This is a genomic window from Candidatus Eisenbacteria bacterium, assembly GCA_016235265.1.
Classification (GTDB): Bacteria; Eisenbacteria; RBG-16-71-46; order RBG-16-71-46; family JACRLI01; genus JACRLI01.
Genome location: JACRLI010000007.1, coordinates 112,307 through 131,468, shown reverse-complemented (window position 1 = coordinate 131,468; position 19,162 = coordinate 112,307). Strand labels below are relative to the sequence as shown.

The window sequence follows — 19,162 nt, the reverse complement described above, 5'->3', positions numbered from 1 at the left end:
CCTCAGAAGTCCGCGACCAGCGAGAACATGGCCCCGTTGTTCCGCAGGCGCGGGCCGCCCAGTTCGCTGGTCCATTGGTATTCTGTCTTCACCACCAGGTGAGGGGCCGGCGACCAGTTCACGCCCGCGGTCACGCGCCGGGAACCGGTACCCGAGGCCAGCGCCTCCATTCGCTCGTAGCGCACCACGGGTTTGAGGTAGTTGACCAGCTTCCGGTGCCGAAGCACCTCGAAGGCCGCCTGCACGTAGTAGCCTTGCCTGCGCGCCGGATCCCCGCTGAAGGCGGGCTCGGAGCCCGGGGTTCCCGGCGCAGGCTCGTCGTCGCCCGAGCGGCGATCGTACTCCACCCACACGTCGAGCGGCCCGTGGCGCAGGCGCGAATTGAATTCCACCAGCCGGAACTTCAGGCCGCCGCGGCTGTCGTAGGCTCCGCTGGAGTATGCCACTCCGGCCTCCAGCCCCTCCACCGGGTACAGGTTGAGCCTCGCGAAGGGGACCTTGTCCCGGTTGTTGTCGCGCACGTCGCCGAAGGGGATCCCGGACTCGGTGAGCCCCTGGGGGCCGTTGACCAGGCCGATGTTGTATCCGAACCAATCCTGCCGGCCAAGGAGCTCGAGGCCGGTGTCGCACCATTCGCGGAACGTGATGTCCACCAGCAGGGGCCGACTGGTCATCAGCCGGATCGGGGCCCAGTAACAAGTGAGCTCCTGGCTCACCGGGACGTAGAAGCGACCCGCGCGGACGGTCAGGAGCGGGTGCGGGCTCCAGTCCACGAAGGCGCGGTCCAGCTTCACGGTGGACCCGTGCTCGTATTCGATCTCGAGGAACAGGAGCGCGTCCCGGCCGAGCGGGGCCTTGGCCGCGAAGAAGAAGTTGTGAATGTCGAAGGACGGGATGTCGCGAGCCGCGTCGCGCTGGAAGCTGAAGCCCTCGAAGTTGAGGAAGCCATGGAATTCCACCGGGGACTCGTGGGGCTCCTGGAGCAGGCCGCGGATGGCGCTGTCGCGCTCCTCATCCGAGAGCGCGGGGGCGGCGACGGCAGTGGAATCCTGGGCCTGCGCCGGGGCCGCGAGGGGTCCCGCGCACACCAGGCCCAGGATCAGGCACACGGCCGGCAGGCGGCACAATCCCGCCGTGGCGCGCCGGTCCGATTTCGGCATCTCGTCCCTCCTCCGTGGGTCCAACTGAAGGTATGGGGGATCATCGGCCGTCCGGGGGCGCTCCTTCACCGTCGGGAAGCGATGCCCGCGACGGGGGGCGCCCCTGTGGTAGACTGACGAAATGTGCCGGGACAGGCCCGGACGGACTCACCCAACCTGGTGGAGGAGGCCCGTTGTCGCCCGAGATTTCCACGCCGCACCCCGGGGAGCTTTCGCTGGGCGTGCTGGTGGAGTACTCCGAGTACATGCGCGAGCGCTTCTCCATGGCGCTCCTGGAAATGCCCCACGCCGACTTCGTGGCCCCGCTGGGCCTGTCCTGGAAGTTCAAGGACATCCGCGATCTCTTCGCGCACCTGGTGGACACCGAGGATCAGTGGATCCGCTGCGTGCTGGAAGGCGACGACCAGGACCCGCCGGGCCGCAAGGCGTACCCGGACGCGGCCGCCACGGTGCGCCGGTGGGAGGACGTCCGCCGCCACACCCGCGAGCACCTGGAGCAGCTCGACGCGGCCGGCCTGGAGCGCGAGATCGTGGCGCCGTTCCACATGAAGCCCCGCTTCCGGGTGAAACAGGTGTTCATGCACCTGCTCATCCACGAGGCGCACCACCGCGGGCAGATCACGGCGGCCATGCGCATGCGCGGCATCGCCCCGCCCCCCTCGGACCTGTACGACTATCTCGCGGAGCAACTGCAGTGAGGGCATCCCGGTGATGCGGGGGGGAGCATGATCCGACTCGGCGTGAACATTGATCACGTGGCCACGCTGCGCCAGGCGCGCGGTGGGCGCGACCCCGAGCCCATCGCCGCCGCGGTGGAGGCCGAACTCTCGGGCGCGGACCTGATCACCGTCCACGTGCGCGAGGACCGCCGCCACATCAACGACCGCGACCTGCGCCTGCTGCGCGAGATCATCACCACCGAACTGAACCAGGAAATGGCGCTGGCCGACGAGATCGTGGAGCTGGCGATGGAGATCCGGCCCGACTACGCCTGCCTGGTGCCCGAGAAACGCCAGGAACTCACCACCGAGGGCGGCCTGGACGTCACCGCGGAAGCGGCGCGCGTGAAGCTGGTGACGCAGAAGCTCAAGCTGGCCGGGATCCGCGTGTTCCCCTTCGTGGACCCCGACGAGGCCCAGATGCTGGCCTGCAGCAAGGCCGGCGTGGACGGCCTGGAACTGCACACCGGCCGTTTCGCGGAGGTGTTCGGCAAGGAGGGCGAGGAGCGGGAGCTGGACCGGCTGGCCGACGCCGCCGAGATGGCCTCGCGCGCCGGCCTGGAAGTGCACGCCGGCCACGGCCTGAACTACCGCAACCTCCCGGTGCTCCTCGACGCGGTGCCGCAGGTTGAGGAAGTGAACATCGGCCACGCCATCGTGGCCCGCGCGGTGTTCGTGGGCCTGGGGCACGCGATTTCGGAGATGCGCTCGATCTGTGACATGTTCCGGGGGGAGTAGAGCTAGGCTGAGTGAGAGCACACCGTCCCGGCTTCGTCGACCCCGAGTTTGCTGCGATCGCCGCGACTACATCTACGGAGGAATCATAACCCTTTGGTGCGTCGTGATCTGCCTTCGGTCACGTGAACTCCTTCTGCTTAGATGCTCATAGCTGAAGGGGGCTGGCCCCTCCACGCTAGGCTCTGCAAGACAAGCACATCAGAGCCTCACTCTCAGTGAAGGAGAACCGCCTTCTGGACTTCGCTCCGTCCACTCCCATCCCTCACGCGCAAGAAGTACATCCCCGTCGGGCAACGCTCTCCGTCGAGACCATTCCCAGACCATGTGCTGCTGAATCCGTCCGTGCCTCCCAATCCGATCCGATCGTGCATCACTCGTCTCCCACTCGTATCTAGTAGTAGGACGATTACAGCAAGCAATCGACACGTGGCGACCCCACTTCTGTTGCAGACGTACATGGGCAATCCCCCAATCTGGCTATTCACTGGCCAAGCTCGTTTGCTGGGTACACATTGGGTCCCGTGCGGCAGAACGCTGTTGGTCGCGCCGAACGGAAGCGCGCGTCAGGAGAAGGCTGAGGACGGGCGCCCGCTGCGGCGCTATTGGCGGCGCTGGAAGATCACGCGGCTCTTCGCTTGGCTTCAGGACTTCCGTCGGATCCTCGTGCGCTACGAATTCAATGTTCTCAACTACCTCGGGGCGCCCAGCTCGGCTGCAGCTTCATCCTGATGCGCCGGTGTTCCTGAGATGCGTTCTAGCCACGCACGGCAATCGAATCGCCGCCGTCTCGAACAGCGCGGGCTAGGCATTAGACCAGCGCGAGTAGACGTGACGAATGGCGAATTGCATGTCGAAATGTACTGTAATAAAGGGGCCGGAATTCGGTGAGCCGTATGACACGTTCCAGCCGTCCGGAGTACGCTCGATGTGGGAGGGCGCTCCCAGATCAGCTCTGCTCAGGGCGATGAGCGCCCTATCCGGAAACTGCTGTCGAAGCTTCGGGAGGGCGTTCGTGTTGAAGTCTGACAAGGCTGCATCAGCCGCCTTGGCGTGGAGGATGGCAATGAGGGAATCGGGTACGCCCCTGAACTTCGTGTAGTGGATGGCCTTGCGAAGCACTGCCGAATCCTGCGCCGTTCGAACGATTACGTCGACCGATCCAGCAAGCCATCGGGGAACGATCAGCTCGACATACGCGGTATTGGGGTTGAGAACGGTCGCTGTCTCCGCCGTGACCCTGCCTGTAGGTCCGGAGAAGACAACCTGGAGCGGCGCCTGAAAACCGGACCCAAGAACCGTGAACCCGGTATTTGTGTCGGCTGTGGGCTCCTCCGGGGTGACGCTTGACACAGTCAGCGCTGCTGGGAGGGGAGGCATTCCCATGCCCGAATCGGGGCATGGGCTCCCGCACCACGTCAGATTGTCGTAGCCCTGCTCGAATGGGATGTAGTCGATTGCCGCATCGTCATCAACCAAGGCCAGCACGGAACCTAGGTCAGGCCTTCCGTTGCAGGGCAGAAAGTAGTGTGGGCGAATGGCAACGCCGTCGGGACCGCCAGGGCTTTCCAGATCACCGCGGCAGCCCCCGGTCGAGACCCCGCTGAGATCCAGCCTGAGAGCGAACAAAGCGTAGTCTTGCTGAGCATCCCGCGGCACACCTCCTGCGCCAGCGAAGGAAGCCCACACGGTCCCGGTGCTGTCGGGGGCGATACATGGATTGTCAGCGTACTGGTAATACATGCCAAGTTGCGAGGTAGCGAGAGCCGGGACTGATCCCCCGGAAGTCAGAAGACTTGGGTAGAACGCCCCGCCGTACCCCCCCGGGCGAAGCTCGGCGGCCGCGTTTGCGCAGCCGCCATCCTGCATCTGCCACGCAGGTGGAAGTGGCCCGTTGCAGCCTCTTATCGTAAGCTGTATCTCGGCGCCACGAAAGTGCGTTACCCCCCGCACGGTAACCACGAATTGTGCCGTAGATGCGGTTGAGTTGCGCTCGAGAAGCCCGGATCCCATTCCAACTTGCCAATAGCAGCGGGCAGTGGCTCCGGCGTTTTGCCCTGCTCGGCACACATCGAGGCCGAGTATGAGCACAAGCATGACCACGATCCCCGCGGTTCTGCACATGACCATGATTCCCCCGCGGCCATTGAAGCGATCGTCTGACACACAAAAGCGGCTCCTATCACCTTTCTGCAGGAGCCCGGGGCTGAGTTGACAGATTGATGTGCCCTCGTTCATCCATGGCTCTTCCTCTTGGCGAGAGGAGGAGTCAGCGGGATGAACCAATTGCTAGGCGATTGTGTCTCGACGTACCTCGGGTTGCAAGGGTTGGATATGGTTTCGGTAGAGCGGGTTCGACGTCTCGGTCGGGGGCTGGAGTAGGGAGTAGGTGTTGCCGGTGGCGCAGGAGAGCCTGCCACAGGGGCGGCCGAGTTCCAGTTCAGGACTGGCCGAGGACGGGGCCGACCTCAGATGGACTACAACCACCGTCGGCCGCACGGCTCGCCCGGGAACCTGACCCCGGCGAGTTCGCGGAACAGGGCCAGGAAGCCGCGTCAGGGGCGGCCGAATTCTGGTTCAGGACTGTCCGAAAACGGGCCGACCTCACACCGGCGAAGAGCCCGGTCCCCAGGTGTCTACTTGATTGGAGAGCTTGCGCGCTCGCGCACCTCTTCCCTCCAAAACCACCCCACCAGGAACAACACCCCCATCACGATCATCGGCCCGGCGATCAGCGCATAGGCGTCCCAGCCCAGGCGGCCGTGGTTGGGCGGGAAGATGAAGTACGCCACCGCCAGCCCCAGGTAGATCACCCCGCCGATCCACTCCCAGCGCCAGGCCAGGGCCAGGACGATCAGCAGCACGAAGGTCGGGATCAGGTGCATCAGCAGCGCCAGCTGCTGCTGCCAGATGGTCCCGTGCCCGAACACGTCGAGCGCGAAGATGGAGGTGAAGAGCGCGAAGGCGAAGGTGAGGCCGCGGGGGGCCCAGAAGAGGATGTTCCTGGTGACCGGGTTCATGGTTCCTCCTTTCGCCGGGCGCGCCGGACGTGGAGGTGAGTACTAATTCCTGTGCCAGCGGTTCGCGGGTTCGGGAACTTGAGGCGTGATAATCGCTTGATGGGGTATGCGGACGGGCGCGTGGTTCCGGGGGGCTCGCCAGGTGTATCCGGAGAGAATCGAACCGTATCTCGGAACGAGCGTGGGCGCGTCCCCTACGACCCCAGCCGGGCCAGGTCCGAGGCCTTCACGATGAGGATCCCGCGGGCACGCAGTTGCGGCAGCTCCTTGCGCAGCACCTCCAGCAGCTCCGGGGTCATGCGACCCATGGCCACCACCGAGCCGCGGCGCAGGGCCGTGGCGGCGGCTTCCTCGAGCTTCGCGCGCAGGGCATCCGGGCCGGAGCCCGCCGCGTCCAGCCGCACAGTCTCTTCGAGGCATTCTGCGCCCGCCTGCACGGCGGCGGCCTGGGCGGCGGAGCGGTCGCTGGTGGCGGCATCCACGAAGAACAGGCCGCGGCGGCGCACTTCCTCCATCACCGCGCGCATCACCACCGGGTCCTGCGTGGCCAGTTGGCCGCGGTAGTTCACGATGCCGGCCGCGCCGGTGACTTCGCGCAGGTTCTCGGCCACGCGTTGCCGCACTTCGTCGGGGCGCATGTCCACCAGCACCGCGGGGGTGGCCTCATTCGCGCCCGGCGGGGCCTTGCCTTCCATGGGCAGGTACAGCAGCACCTCGCCGCCGCCGGCGGTGATTGTCTGGCAGCGCCGGTGCGCCCCGGGCGCGGGCAGCACCCCGAAGGTCAGCGGGCCGCCCAGGCCCATGTAGCCGGCCAGCAGCGCATCGCGCCCGGGCTCGGTGTCCTCCAGCAGCAGCGCCATGCGCGCGCGCGTCTCCACGCGCCCCGCGCGGTGCGGCTCCACGAACACCACCCGGTGCGTGGGCTCGCCCGCCAGCCCGAGGCGCAGCTCCAGGGTGTCGCACTGCGGGCCGCGCGTCTCCAGGGCGTCCACCACGCGCCCGCCCAGCGAGGCCACCTCGCGGGACAGCGCGTAGTTGGCCTGCGTGAGGGAGATCGTGGGCGGCAGTTCCAGGTTCCAGCGGATGAGCGCGTCGCTGTCCACGCCGGGCGAAAGCTCGCGGTCGCTGGCCCCGACCAGCTTGAGCGAGGTGCGCACCGCGCGCGTGAGCAGCTCCTGCGCCGACGGCGTGTGCTCCTGGCGCAGCATCACCGCCAGCCACGCGCGGCCGCGGTCGCTCTTGAGATAGAGGAACGCCTGCTGCACCGCCAGCACCACGACGGTGATGGCCACGCACGTCAGCGCGAACTTGACGACCGGGAACCTGTGACGGGAACGTCTGCGCCCCATGGTGCGCGTCCTTGCGAGTCCTCTTGAGTGTGGGCCGGCCTGGGGTGGGGGCCGCGCGGCGCCGGAACCGCGCGGGGCGACTCGATCCATCGAGCCGGGTGAGTCAGTTTGGGGTGGCGGCGGCGGTGCTGTCAAGTGCGGACGGGCGCAGCGCCACGGCTGGAGCGCGGAGGGGGCGGCGGCGCGGAAGGAGCGCGGCGGCGGCCCCCGGAGGCCCGGTGCCGGTTGCCTTGACCCGCAGGCGGGCCTCCCGCATTCTGCCGGGTATGCACCGCGATCCCTTCGAGAAATTCGGTGAATGGCTCAAGGAGGCCCGCCGCACCCATCGCCGCGAGCCGACCGCCTGCTCCCTGGCCACGGTGGACCCGGACGGGGCGCCGTCCAACCGGATGGTCCTGCTCAAGGGCTTCGACGAGCGGGGCTTCGTCTTCTACACCAACCTGGAAAGCCGCAAGTGCCTGGGGTTGCCGCGCGATCCTCGCGCCTCGCTGTGCTTCTTCTGGCTGCCGTGGCTGGTCCTGGGCATCCCCGTCTACAGGCAGGTGCGGATCGAGGGGCCGCTGGCCCTGGTATCCGGCGCCGAGGCGGACGCCTACTTCGCCACCCGCCCGCGGGGCTCGCAGATCGGGGCGTGGGCCTCGCCGCAGAGCCGGGTGATCCCCGGGCGCAGGGAGCTGGAGGCCCAGGTGAAGGAGTTCGAGCGCCGTTTCGCGGGCCAGCAGGTCCCGCGCCCGCCGTACTGGTCGGGCTACCGCCTGGAGCCGGCGCGCATCGAGTTCTGGACCAGCCGGATCAGCCGGCTGCACGACCGCGAGCTGTACGTGCGCGACGGCGACGGCTGGCGCGTGGAGATCCTCGCCCCCTAGGCCTGCCGGACAATTCCGTGCGGCCGCAGCCGGGGCGTCAACCCCGAGGGCTCCCTCCTTGCAGAACCGGGGCCGCTGGTTCTACTACCTGGTCTCCTGCCTGGCGCTCGGCGTGGGGCTATGGGGGGCGTTCCGGCAGCAGTGGCCGCTGGGCGAGCTGCCGGCCCCGCTGCTCGAGACCGCCTTCACCTATCCCGCGCGCGCCGAAGGCGTGACCGTTGGCTCCCCCGCGCAGCTCCACTTCCACATCCAGGCCTGGCCCGCCGGCCGCACCATCCGCATCGAATCCGCCGGCGTCGAGCACCGCGTGACGCTGGTCCACGAACTCACCCGCTTCCACTTCGTGCTCGCGCTGCTGGTGGGACTGTTCTTCTTCGCGGTGAACCTGTTCGTGTTCGCCCACCGCATGGGCGCGCGGCCACCGGCCGAGGGCGGAGCCCCCGGCGACGTTCCGGTCCGCGATTTCTACTGGGCGACGCTGCTGTACGGGATGGCAATCCTGATCGGCGGGGTGCACCCGCCCACCGGGCGCCCGTGGCCCGACTCGCTGCTGCCACTGCTGTGGACGGCCGGGCTGGGGCTTCTGCCGGTCTTCTTCGTGCACCTCACCCTCGCGTTCCCGCGCCGCCAGCGGCTGCTGGACCGCCTGCCGTGGCTGGTCCCCGGGCTCACCGTCCTGGCGCTGGCCATCGTCGCATGGCAGTTCGTGGCGCTCCTGACCTACCTCCGCGCTCCGGGCCCGGCCGCGTGGGCCGCGGCCGGGCCGCCGCAGACGCTGTCGCGCCTGTTCCTGGTGGCGTGCGTGGCCGCCGGGTGCGTGTTCCTGTTCACCGGCATGCGCCGCCTGGAACTCACCCGCGAACGTCAGCAGGTGAAGTGGCTGGTGTGGGGGTTCATGGCTGGAATCACGCCCTACGTGTTCCTGCGCACGCTGCCGCGGCTTTTCGGGGCGGAGTCGCCGGCGCCCCCCGAACTGGACCGCATCTTCGAGTTGTGCATCCCGATCGCGTTCGCCCTGGCGGTGGTGCGCTACCGCTTCCTGGACATTGACATCATCCTGCGGCGCAGCCTGCTCTACACCGTGCTCGCGGTGGTGATGGGCGCGGTGTACGCGGCCCTTGCCGCGCTCGCCGGCGCCGCGGTCCGCCCGCTGGTGCCGGCGGCCAGGCCGTACGTGCCCACCGTGGCAGCGCTCAGCGCGGTGCTGCTGTTCCTGCCCACGCGCCGCGTAATCGGGCTGTGGGTGGACCGCACCTTCTTCAAGATCCGCTACGATCACCAGGTCGCGCTGGCGCAGCTGCGCGCCGCGCTGCCGGCCGCCTCCGGGCAGGAGGAACTGGCGCGCATGCTGCGCGCTTTCTTCAAGCGGCACCTCCAGCCGCGGGTGACGGTGGTGCTGGTGCACGCGGCGGAAGGCACGCACGCCGAGGCGGGCAGCTCCGCACGGCTGCCGGAGGGCGCCGAGTCGCTGGCGGAGGAAGCCGCCGGTGGGTTGGGCCGTCCGCGCGCGGCAGCCGGCTCCACCAGCCTGCCGGAACTCGAGCGCCCGGACTTCCCGGCCCGGCTGCGCGAGGCCGGCGTGTGCCTGGTCGCCCCGCTGACCACCGACGGACGCCCCCAGGGCTGGGTCCTGCTGGGCGAGAAGCGCGCCGAGCGCCGCTACATCGAGCAGGACATCGACCTGGTGGAAGGCGCCGCCGCGGAAGCGGCCACCGCGCTGGACCGCGTCCGCCTGGTGCAGCGCGTGGCCGAGGAGGCCGCCGCCCACCGCCGGCTCGACGAGCTGAACCAGCTCAAGACGGACTTCCTCTCGCGCGTGGCGCACGATCTGCGCACGCCCATCACTTCCATCCGCTGGTCCGCGCAGAACCTGCTCGATGGCGTGGCCGGCCCCACCGAACCGCGCCAGCGCGAATACCTGGAGGCCATCCGGATCTCCGCGGGCCAGCTGGGACGGCTGGTGGGCAACCTGCTGGAGATCAGCCGCCTGGAGCTGGGCGCCGCCAAGGTGGAGCTGGGCCCGGTGGACGTGGGGGAGCTGCTGCGCGAGGTGGCGGCGGGGCTGAAGCCGCTGGCCGCGGGGCGCGGGGTGACGATCGAAGTCGGCGCCGAGGCGGCGCGAAGTGCGGGCGCAGCGGGCCCGCCGTCCCGCGGCGCCGCGGTTCCTGGCGCAGACACCCTGGCGGTCGGTGCTCTCCCGCCCGCGCTCGCCAACCGCGAGAAACTCTACGAAGTCGTCGCCAACCTGCTGGAGAACGCCATCCGCTATTCTCCTCCGGGAGAGAAGGTGGAAGCCGCGCTGGCGCCGGTGACAGGCGGCGCGCAGCGCTTTACGGTGCGCGACCACGGCCCGGGACTGCCCGCAGACGAGCGCGACCGGCTCTTCGAACGCTTCCGGCAGGGACGTCCCAGCCCGTACGTGCCACAGGGCGGGTTCGGGCTGGGACTGTACGTGGTGCGATCGTTCATGGAACTGATGCAGGGTACGGTGAGCGCGGACAACCATCCGGAGGGCGGCGCGGTGTTCACGTGCACGCTGCGGGACGCGGACGCGCCGCGGGGGGAGAACTCATGAAGGCCCACGTCCTGATCGTGGACGACGACGCCCAGCTGCGCCGCGCGCTCGCCGACCGGTTCTCTTTCTGGGGCCACGCGCCGGCCGAAGCCGCCGACGGGTTGTCCGCGCTGGAAGCGGCGGCGAAGCGCGAGTTCGACCTGGTGCTGCTCGACCTCCAGATGCCCGGCATGTCCGGGCTGGAGGTGCTGCGCCAGCTCCGCGACGGCGGGTGCTCCGCGGACATCGTGATGCTCACCGCGCACGGCTCGGTGGAGGCCGCGGTGGAGGCGCTCAAGCTGGGCGCCTCGGACTTCCTGCTCAAGCCGGCAGACTTCGACATGCTGCAGGCGGTGGTGGAGCGCGCGCTGGAGACGCGCAGCCTGCAGCGGGTGAACCGCGCCCTGGAGGAGCGAATCGCCGGCCCGGGCGCCGGTTTCGTGCAGGGAGAGTCGCCGGCGATGCGCGAGCTTCTGGAGACCGGCACGCGCGCTGCGCAGTCTAACGCCACGGTGCTCCTCAACGGCGAGAGCGGCAGCGGCAAGCAGGTGCTGGCCGAGTTCATTCACCGCCGGAGCCCGCGCGCCGCCGGGCCGTTCGTGTACGTGAACTGCGTGGCCCTCTCCGACGAGCTGATCGAGTCCACGCTCTTCGGCCACGAGAAGGGCGCGTTCACCGGCGCCGTGGCGCGCAAGGAGGGCCGCCTGGAGGCCGCCGCGGGCGGCACCGCGTTCCTGGACGAGGTGGGCGACATCTCCCCGCGGCTGCAGACCAAGCTGCTGCACTTCCTGGAAACGCACGAGTTCGAGCGCGTGGGCGGCACGCGCACGCTCTCGGTGGACGCGCGCATCGTGGCGGCCACCAACCGGGACCTGGACGCCGAGGTGAAGGCCGGCCGCTTCCGCGAGGACCTCTATTTCCGGCTCAACGTGATCCGCCTGCGCGTGCCGCCGTTGCGCGAGAGGCCCGAGGACATCGCGCCTCTGGCGCGCAGGTTCCTCGAGCGTTACGTCTCCGAGTTGCGGCGCGGGCCGCTCAAGTTCGCGGTGCGCACCGAGCAGATCCTGCGCTCCTACGCCTGGCCGGGCAACGTGCGCCAGCTCAAGAACGCCGTGGAGCGCATGGCGGTGCTGGCGCGCACCGACACGCTCACCCCCGACCTGCTCCCGCCCGAGGTATTCGCCGCCGGTGCGGATCCGGATGCTCCGCCCGCCACTGCAGCGCCCGGCGGCGTGCTGCCGCTGCACGACGCGGTGCTGCAGTTCAAGAAGGAGCACATCGCTCGCGCGCTGGCCCAGTGCGGCGGCAACCAGACGCGCGCGGCGGAGCTGCTGGGGTTGCAGCGGACATTCCTCAATCGTTTGATCAAGGAACTCGGCCTATAGCCTGTGCGGGGCATTCCACCCGACGGCGCTATTGGCCCGGGACGGCCTTGCGCCGGGAGTGACCCCGGATCTCCTCGCGGAGGAACCATCCCACCAGGAACAGGACTCCGACCAGTACCGCCGGGCCGGCGATCAACAGGATCCAGTTCGGGTGGTCGTGCGCCCACACCGCGTATGCGGCCGACAAGGCCAGCAGGATCGCGCCCCCGACCCACTCCCACCGCCACGCGACCGCCAGCATCGCCAGGATGATCCAGGTGGGCAGCAGGTGGATCACGAAGCCCAGCAGTTTTGTGGCCAACGGCGCGCTCCCCTGGAACACGTCGATGCCAAACAGGCCCAGGAACATCGCGAGGGCGATGCACAGCCCCCGCGGTGCCCAAAACAGGCTGCTCCGGAGAATGGGATTCATGACGGCCTCCTCCTGATCGGGTCGGGGTGTCTGCCGCGGGTCGAAGTCCATGGGCTCGGACCGTGCGGCCGGGTATCCGCGCCTCAGCTTCCGGCGAGCAGCCACCGCGTCCAAGTGTAGACCGGCGCGGCGACCAGCAGGCTGTCAAAGCGGTCGAGCAGCCCGCCGTGGCCCGGAAGCGACGACGAGAAGTCCTTGATGCCCAGCTGGCGCTTGATCCACGAAAACGCCAGGTCGCCGGCGACGGCACCCGCGGCGGTGGCCAGACCCAGCGCCACGCGGGCCCATGGGGCCAGGCCGGGCGCCAGGAAGCCCATCGCCAGGGCTACGATGACGGCGGTGCCCAATCCTCCCGCCAGCCCTTCGCGTGTCTTGCCCGGGCTGAGCTTCGGACACAGCCTGTGGCGACCGAGCAGCCGTCCCCAGAGCTGGGAGAAGCTGTCCGTGGTGGCGACGAGCAGGATGGCCAGCGCGTAGGCGGGGAACCACGGCGCGCCCATCTTCGCTTCACCAATCACTCCCGCCGTCACTCCCGAGTTCGCCGCCGGCCCGATCACCAGGTGCGCGAGGGAGCCGCACGCCACCGCGCAGAACAAGGCTGCGAGCGCGTCCGGCCGACGCACCCTGCCCGCGAGGTTCCCCCGAAGTTCCAGCGCTCCGCCAATCGCCACCGCCGCGAGCAGCGCCGCGGCCACGCGCCGGTCCCACGCACCCGCGCCCAGCATCGCGGCGATCACCAGCACGTAGACTCCATACTTGATCCAGTCGGCGCGCACGCGCGCCGCGTCTGCGTGTCGAGCACGCTCCGCCAGCGTCATCAGCCCGGCCCCCGCGGCGAAGAGGATCGCTGTGGCCAGCGTCACCTGCGCGATCACATCGCCTCCCGGATTGCCTGTTGCGCCGCGACCGGGGCGAGAACCCGCAATGCGGCAGGCCGGACTTCCACCACGAACCGCGTGCCCACATCCAGGATCTCGCCGTCTCCGAAGAAACGGACGGGCTGGTCGCTCTCCACGGTGACCCGCGTCTCGCGCGCCTGCCACACCTCGGGAAGCCCGGCTGCGCGGCCCTGCAGCGTGCGCGCCAGCACACGGAACATGCCGAGGCGACTCTTCGGTGCCGCGATGGCGCACACATCCATCCATCCGTCGTCGTGGACGGCGCCCGGCGAGCCCACGAAGCGCCCTCCGAAGCGGGGCTGGTTGCTGAACAGCAGCGCCAGGGCCTCCGACTCCCAGGTTCCGCCCCCGCAGGAAAGGTGCAGGCGCGGGAGGCGCCGAGGTCCCAGGAACTCGCGCGCCGCGGCCAGTGGGTAGATGATCCAACCCAGCGCGCCAAGGGCGCGGGCTGCGGGCACCGCGACGAGCGTGCGGCCGATTGAAGCGCCAGGGCCAGCGCCTGCGTTCCCGCCGCGCCACTCATGGCGCCAGCGTGCCACGCGATCCGCCGCCTCCGCCGCCACTCCGAGCCCGCCGCACGTGACGAAGGGCCTGCCGTTGACGGTCAGCAGATCCACGTGGCGCAGCACGCCGGAGCGCAGCACCTCCGCGGCCTCGTGCCACTCGGGCGGCACCCCCAGCGCGGAGGCGAAGTCGTTGGCGGTGCCGGCGGGCAGGATCGCCAGCGGCGGGCTGCCCACGGGCAGCGCGCGCAGCACCCGGTTCACAGTCCCATCGCCCCCCACCACCACCACCGCGCGGAGACCGGGATTGAGCCGGACGAGGGCGTGGATTTCCGCGGAAGAGGGGTCCAGCAGCAGCATCCACGTGTCGTCGCCCATGACCGCGCGCAGACGCTCGTGGATTCCGGCCGCACGTGCGCGACCCGCGCGAGTGCCGACGATCACGAGATGGCGCACGGCCCCTCCGTCATCGCGCACGTGATCACGAAGTCACGCACGGCTCCTCCGCGAACACCCGGCGCCGCGGCACGGCCGCCGTCGGGAACAGCGCCGCCTGGCCCGCGCGCAGCAGCGTGTTGGCCGGGCCGCTGGCGTTGCGCACCGCGGTCCAGCGCGGGTCGGGGCGGGCCCCGAAGCGCGTCTTGGCCATCGCGGTGCTCTGGCCCATCGAAAGGACGGCCGAGCCGCTTTCGATCGCGGTGCGCACCACCCACGCGAGCTGATTGAAGTAGAGGTCGCACTCCGCGTTCACGGCGTAGTCAATGCCGTGGAACATGTCGTACACCACGGGCCCGTCGAAGAGCAGGGCCACCCAGCCCACCACGCGGCCGTCGCGGCGGAAGCGGAGCAGTTGCGCGGCGGCGCCGTGGGAGCGGCCGAATTCCTGGAAGAAGCGCGCCGTGAGCCGCTCCAGGCGGACCTCGGCGCGATCCACCACCGCCTCGTACAGCGGGTGCACGCCCTCGGTGTAACCCTCGGCCAGCGGAACCAGGTCCACGGTGACCTCCGCGGCACACATCGCGCGCTCCGACCTGCGCACCTTGTAGCGATAGTCGCTGCGCAGGCCGGCCAGGTAGCCGGAGTACGCACTCCAGCGCAGGTCGAGCACGAAGTTGGTCTCCCCCGGCGCCATGATCCAGCCGCGCGGCTTGAGGGCCGCGCCGGCCGGCTCGGCGGTGCGAAACTCCTTGAATGCCGCCCACGGCGCGTGTGCCTCGTGCGCCAGTTCCACCAGCACGCCTGCGAGCGCGCCGAGCACCCCCGCCAGGTCCGCCCCGGCCGCCGTGCGCACCGGCTCATTGCCCACTGAAAGCGGTGCGCCGCACACCATGAGGGCGGTGTAGAGGAAACCCGGGCGCACCCGTCGCACGCCGGTCACCAGTGAGTGGAAGAGCCCGTGCGTGAGGCGGCCCGCATCCACCTCCACGCGCGCCACCGGAGCGGCCGCCAACCAGCGGCCGGCGCCGTCCTCCAGGGTGACGTAGCGCATGCGCACCCCGGGAAGTCCCGCCACTTCGAGCGCGGCCAGCGTCGCGTGGGAGCCGAACGGATCGCTGCCCAGCGCGTCCCAGCGCCGCGGGTCGAGATCCGCGACGGATTCGTGCACGCGCGACTTCAGCATGGGAGCGCCCCCTGCCTCGCCGGCGACGATACCTCGCGCCGTTCGACGATCACGGCCCATCCGCCGGCGAACCGGAAGCACCTTCCGGGCACGAAGTACAACCGGCGATAGAACGCCAGCAGCGCCTCGTTGTCCGCATCCACGAAGCCGGTGTAGAGCACGCATCCTTCGTCGCGCATCGCCGCAACAGCCGCGCGCATCAGCGAAGGTCCCACGCGCACCGCGGCGCGCGGAGAGGCCATCAGCCACAGACCGCGGGCTTCCAGGCGGCACTCCGCGCGGGGGCGTCGCATGGCGCGCTCGTAGGCGCCGACGAAGCAGAGGTAGCGGGCCAGCCCGCGTGGGCCGATACGCCGCGCGAGCGTCAGCAGGAACACCGCGGCCGCCCCGGCCTGCGGGAATTCGTGACGGGCGGCCACCAGTACGCCGCACAGCGTTCCGCGCCACTCGGCGCCGAACACCCGCGCGCCGGGGTCCTTGAGCGCCAGGGCCATGAACTCATCCCAGTAGGCGGCGAAGGCGTCTTCATCCAGGCCCAGGGCGCGGTGGTAGAACCGGTTTCCGCGAAACGCCTCGCGGGCGATGGCTGCGGCGCCCGCGCGGTCTTCCGGGCCGAGCCGGCGCACCGCGAGTTCGTCGCCGCGCGTGGCGGGACTACTGCCGCAAGCCCCGGGATGAACGCCGCGGACTGCAATCCGCGGCGCCGCGCTATGCGGTGGCACACTCTGCGGGCTCGCGATGTTCGTCATGGCGTGTCTCCCAGCCCGTGTCGCGGGCGGTCATGTCCTCGAAGGTCTCGCGGCGGCGCAGCAGGCGCGCGTGGCCATCACGCACGGCCACCATGGCCGGACGCGGGAAGCCGAAGTTGGATTCCTGGACCGTGAAGTACGCGCCCGCATCGCAAACGGCGAGCACGTCGCCGACGCGCAGTTCGGGCATCGCCTTGTTGCGATACAGCCAGTCGGCGCTGAAGCAGGCGGGGCCCACCAGCGAGTAGCGTGCGGTGCGCGGCGCACGCGGCGCGCGGCACAGGAGGATCTCGTGGTACTCGTAGTGCAGCGGGAAGGCCACCGTGCCGGTGCCGCCGTCGGTGATGGCCCACGTCCCCACGCCCTCGCGGCGCTTGAGGGAACCCACGGTGAGCAGCAGCGCGGCGGCACCGCTGGTCACGGAGCGTCCGGGCTCCACCACCAACCGTGGCGCGGGCAGGCCGTGGCGGCGCAGGCTATCGAGCAGCGATTCGGAGATGGCCGCCGCGAACTCCTCGATTGCCGGGAACCCGCCCGCATCCGGCGGCTTCGGCAGCCGGCCGGCCGCCTGGTACACCAGGAATTCCGCGGTGTCGAACTCGCGGCTGGTGGGCACGCCGAAACCCCCGCCTACGTCCATCACGCGCACCGGCAGCCCAAGTCGCGCGGCCTGCGCGGCGCACTCGGCCAGCACCTCCATGGGCGCGGCGTAGTCGTGCGGGCGGCGGATGCCGGTGCCCGCGTGGCAGTGGAAGCCCTCGAAGATGAGTTCTGCGGAGCCGCGCAGGGTTTCCAGGGCGGCACGCACCTCGCCGGATACGAAGTCGAAGCCGAACACGCTGCCGGTGCGCGAACCGGTGGCGGAGGCGCGGTTCATTCCCTTCGGCACGCAGTCCGGGTTGACCCGCAGCAGCACCGGGATGGGTCGGCCTGCGCGGCGGGCGGCGGCGCGCGCCGCGTCCAATTCTTGCGGTCCATCCAGCACCACCAGGCCCGCGCCCTCGTGCGCGGCGGTTTCCAGCAGCGCGCCCTTGTGCGGGCCGTTGACCAGCATGTCCGCGGGCGCGCAGCCCAGGCGGCGCGCCAGCTCCCATTCGTACGGGGTGCCGACTTCCGGAAGGAGGCCCTCGGCGAGCAGCATCTCCACCACTCCGGGCGTGTTGTTGCACTTGAAGGCGTAGTGCGCCGACACCGGGCCGGGCCAGGCCGTCTCGAACGCACGGCGCAGCCGCGCGGCGCGCGCGCGCAGGCCGGCTTCGTCCACCGCGTGCAGCGGCGTGCCGTGCCGGCGCGCGAGCGCCTCGGCGGACACCCCGCCGATCTCCAGGCCGCCGACCGGCCCGGTCGTGAATCCCCAGTCTTCGGGCACCAGGCTCATGACGCGATCTCCTCTCGTGCGGCGGGCAATCCGTTCACCCTTCCATCCACCAGTTCGATCACCTGGTCGGCGTACTCGGTCAGCCGGGCGTCGTGACTGACCGCCATCACCGTGGCGGCGCGCTCGCGCGCGATCTCGCGCATGGCCTGCACCACGGCGCGGCCCGATTCCCAGTCCAGGTTGGCGGTGGGTTCGTCGGCCAGCAGCACCCGCGGGCCGCCGGCCAGGGCCCGGGCCACGGCCACGCGCTGCTTCTCTCCGCCCGAGAGGAGCTTCACCGGAGCGGAACGGCGTGCGCCAAGGCCGAGGCGTTCCAGCATCTCGCGAGCCGTGGCGCGCGCCTCGCGCGCGCGCCAGCCGCGCAGTTCCAGCCCCAGGCGCACGTTCTCCTCCGCGGTGAGCACGTCCAGGAGACGGAAGTCCTGGAACACGAAGCCCACCTGGGTGCGCCGGAACTCGAGCAGCCAGCGCTCGCGCAGCGTGGTGAGCTCCTGGCCCGCCACGTGAACGCGCCCCGCCGTGGGGCGGTCCAGGCCTCCGGTGAGCGCCAGCAGGGTGGTCTTGCCGCTGCCGCTGGGGCCCTGCACCAGGCAGAACGCGCCGCGCTCCACCTCCAGCGACACGCCTTTCAGCGCGTGCAGCGGCGCCGGGCCCGGAAATGTGCGGCCCACTCCCTCGAGCAGGATCTCCGCGTTCGCTTTCATCGCCTCAGCGCCTCCATGGGCGGCACGTTCACCGCCAGGCGCGCGGGGATCCACGCACCCAGGACGGCCATCGCCACCGCTCCGGCCACCGCGGCGCCCGCCAGCGGGATGCCCACCTGCAATTCGATTTCGGGCACCAGCAGCGGCAGGAGATGCTCCAGCGCCACGAGCAGCACCAGCCCGACGGCCGCGCCGGCCAGCGAGGCGCCCAGCGACTGCTGTAGCAGCACGCCCAGGCGCCGCGCGTCGCTGCCGCCGAGGGCCGCGAGCAGCGCGTAGTCGGCGCGCTTCTCCAGAACCGCGGCGTAGCTCATCAGCGCCACGACCATCCCGCCCACCGCCAGCCCCAGCAGCGCCACGGCCCACAACACCGGCAGGAACCCGGAGGAAATCTCGCGCCGGTTGTTCTCCAGGAACTCGCCGCGGGTGAACACCACGATTTCGCGCGAGTGTCCCAGCCAGCGCGCCACTTCTCCGGCGCGCCCCGGCGCGGTGCGCACCAGGAAGAAGGTGGCCATGCCGCGCAGGCCGGTGAGCGAGTCCAGGTCGGCGGCGCGCACGAAGGCGTACTGCGTCACGAGGAGGTTCGTCTCGCGGCTGGTGCCTGCCACTCGAAACTGCCGGCCGGCCACTTCCAATGTGTCGCCCACCCGGCGCGCGGCACGCAGCGCGAAGGCCCGATCGATCACGATCTCGCCCGGGCCCGGCACGGCGCGGCCGGATTCGATCCGGCGCGGGCGTCCCGAGCGGGCGTCGCCGGAGAGGCCCACCAGCAGCAGCGTGTGCGGGCTGCCGTCCACCAGGGCCGGCAACAGGCCGGTGAGCACCGGCTCGGCCGAGAGCACGTCGGGCTGCGCCTCCAGGCGTGCGCGGGCGGAGACGGGCAGCAACCCGCCCGGGCGCATCAGGTTCCAGGTCCCGGGACGCGCCACCCACAGGTCGGCGTCCGCCCGCTCGATGTAGCCCAGCGAGCCGCGCACCGCGCCGCAGTACACGCCCGCCAGGAACACCGTGAGCACCACGGCGCAGGCCACACCCGCGGCGGTGATGGCGGAGCGGGTTCGCTCGCGCACGGCGTAACGCAGGCCCAGGAGGATCATCCCGCACT

At 70.3% G+C, this 19,162-nt stretch carries 17 protein-coding genes; 5 read left to right on the top strand and 12 right to left on the bottom strand.

Going from position 1 to position 19,162, the window contains the following annotated elements; genetic code table 11:
- Positions 1-2 precede the first annotated feature (2 nt).
- Positions 3-1,160, bottom strand: coding sequence for a hypothetical protein (locus HZB25_04115; GenBank protein ID MBI5836411.1), 1,158 nt, complete (start codon positions 1,158-1,160; stop codon positions 3-5).
- Positions 1,161-1,333: 173 nt separating this feature from the next.
- Between HZB25_04115 and HZB25_04110 the strand changes: the two genes are divergently transcribed.
- Together HZB25_04110 and HZB25_04105 are read left to right on the top strand one after the other, a co-directional pair.
- A complete protein-coding gene (locus HZB25_04110; protein MBI5836410.1) occupies positions 1,334-1,858 on the top strand; it encodes a DinB family protein in 525 nt (174 codons plus the stop codon).
- 27 nt (positions 1,859-1,885) lie between these two features.
- Positions 1,886-2,617 carry a pyridoxine 5'-phosphate synthase gene (locus tag HZB25_04105; protein MBI5836409.1) on the top strand — a complete coding sequence of 244 codons (732 nt, stop codon included), beginning with the start codon at positions 1,886-1,888 and terminating at the stop codon, positions 2,615-2,617.
- Between the two features lie 801 nt (positions 2,618-3,418).
- Here the strand turns inward: HZB25_04105 and HZB25_04100 are convergent.
- The 3 genes from HZB25_04100 to HZB25_04090 all read right to left on the bottom strand — a co-directional run bounded on the left by HZB25_04100 (position 3,419) and on the right by HZB25_04090 (position 6,983).
- Entirely contained in the window at positions 3,419-4,357 is a 939-nt protein-coding gene (locus HZB25_04100; protein ID MBI5836408.1) for a hypothetical protein, read from the bottom strand.
- A gap of 893 nt (positions 4,358-5,250) precedes the next feature.
- Entirely contained in the window at positions 5,251-5,634 is a 384-nt protein-coding gene (locus tag HZB25_04095; GenBank protein MBI5836407.1) for a hypothetical protein, read from the bottom strand.
- A gap of 194 nt (positions 5,635-5,828) precedes the next feature.
- Positions 5,829-6,983, bottom strand: coding sequence for a divergent polysaccharide deacetylase family protein (locus HZB25_04090; protein MBI5836406.1), 1,155 nt, complete (start codon positions 6,981-6,983; stop codon positions 5,829-5,831).
- A gap of 266 nt (positions 6,984-7,249) precedes the next feature.
- Between HZB25_04090 and pdxH the strand changes: the two genes are divergently transcribed.
- From pdxH to HZB25_04075, 3 genes are read left to right on the top strand one after another with little or no spacing between them, the layout of a single operon-like run.
- The gene (gene pdxH / locus HZB25_04085) at positions 7,250-7,849 is read left to right on the top strand and encodes a pyridoxamine 5'-phosphate oxidase (GenBank protein MBI5836405.1); all 600 of its coding nucleotides are present in this window, start codon (positions 7,250-7,252) and stop codon (positions 7,847-7,849) included.
- Positions 7,850-7,907: 58 nt separating this feature from the next.
- Positions 7,908-10,424: a hypothetical protein gene (locus HZB25_04080; GenBank protein ID MBI5836404.1), complete on the top strand. Its 2,517-nt coding sequence runs from the start codon at positions 7,908-7,910 to the stop codon at positions 10,422-10,424.
- Positions 10,421-11,788: a sigma-54-dependent Fis family transcriptional regulator gene (locus HZB25_04075; protein ID MBI5836403.1), complete on the top strand. Its 1,368-nt coding sequence runs from the start codon at positions 10,421-10,423 to the stop codon at positions 11,786-11,788. The genes HZB25_04080 and HZB25_04075 overlap by 4 nt, the downstream gene beginning before the upstream one ends.
- A gap of 28 nt (positions 11,789-11,816) precedes the next feature.
- On the opposite strand, the gene HZB25_04070 is transcribed toward HZB25_04075, so the two are convergent.
- The 8 genes from HZB25_04070 to HZB25_04035 form a co-directional block, all read right to left on the bottom strand.
- Positions 11,817-12,200: a hypothetical protein gene (locus HZB25_04070; GenBank protein MBI5836402.1), complete on the bottom strand. Its 384-nt coding sequence runs from the start codon at positions 12,198-12,200 to the stop codon at positions 11,817-11,819.
- 83 nt (positions 12,201-12,283) lie between these two features.
- Positions 12,284-13,075: a phosphatidate cytidylyltransferase gene (locus tag HZB25_04065; protein MBI5836401.1), complete on the bottom strand. Its 792-nt coding sequence runs from the start codon at positions 13,073-13,075 to the stop codon at positions 12,284-12,286.
- Positions 13,072-14,058, bottom strand: coding sequence for an NAD(+)/NADH kinase (locus tag HZB25_04060; protein ID MBI5836400.1), 987 nt, complete (start codon positions 14,056-14,058; stop codon positions 13,072-13,074). The genes HZB25_04065 and HZB25_04060 overlap by 4 nt, the downstream gene beginning before the upstream one ends.
- A 25-nt stretch (positions 14,059-14,083) precedes the next feature.
- Complete coding sequence (locus tag HZB25_04055; GenBank protein ID MBI5836399.1) at positions 14,084-15,223, bottom strand: GNAT family N-acetyltransferase; 1,140 nt, start codon at positions 15,221-15,223, stop codon at positions 14,084-14,086.
- Positions 15,217-15,849, bottom strand: a complete 633-nt coding sequence (locus HZB25_04050) for a hypothetical protein (GenBank protein MBI5836398.1) — start codon at positions 15,847-15,849, stop codon at positions 15,217-15,219. Before HZB25_04050 ends, HZB25_04055 begins: the two co-directional genes overlap by 7 nt.
- A gap of 82 nt (positions 15,850-15,931) precedes the next feature.
- Complete coding sequence (locus tag HZB25_04045; protein MBI5836397.1) at positions 15,932-17,350, bottom strand: hypothetical protein; 1,419 nt, start codon at positions 17,348-17,350, stop codon at positions 15,932-15,934.
- Entirely contained in the window at positions 17,347-18,054 is a 708-nt protein-coding gene (locus HZB25_04040; protein ID MBI5836396.1) for an ABC transporter ATP-binding protein, read from the bottom strand. The genes HZB25_04045 and HZB25_04040 overlap by 4 nt, the downstream gene beginning before the upstream one ends.
- Positions 18,051-19,154: an ABC transporter permease gene (locus HZB25_04035; protein MBI5836395.1), complete on the bottom strand. Its 1,104-nt coding sequence runs from the start codon at positions 19,152-19,154 to the stop codon at positions 18,051-18,053. The genes HZB25_04040 and HZB25_04035 overlap by 4 nt, the downstream gene beginning before the upstream one ends.
- Positions 19,155-19,162: the final 8 nt, after the last annotated feature.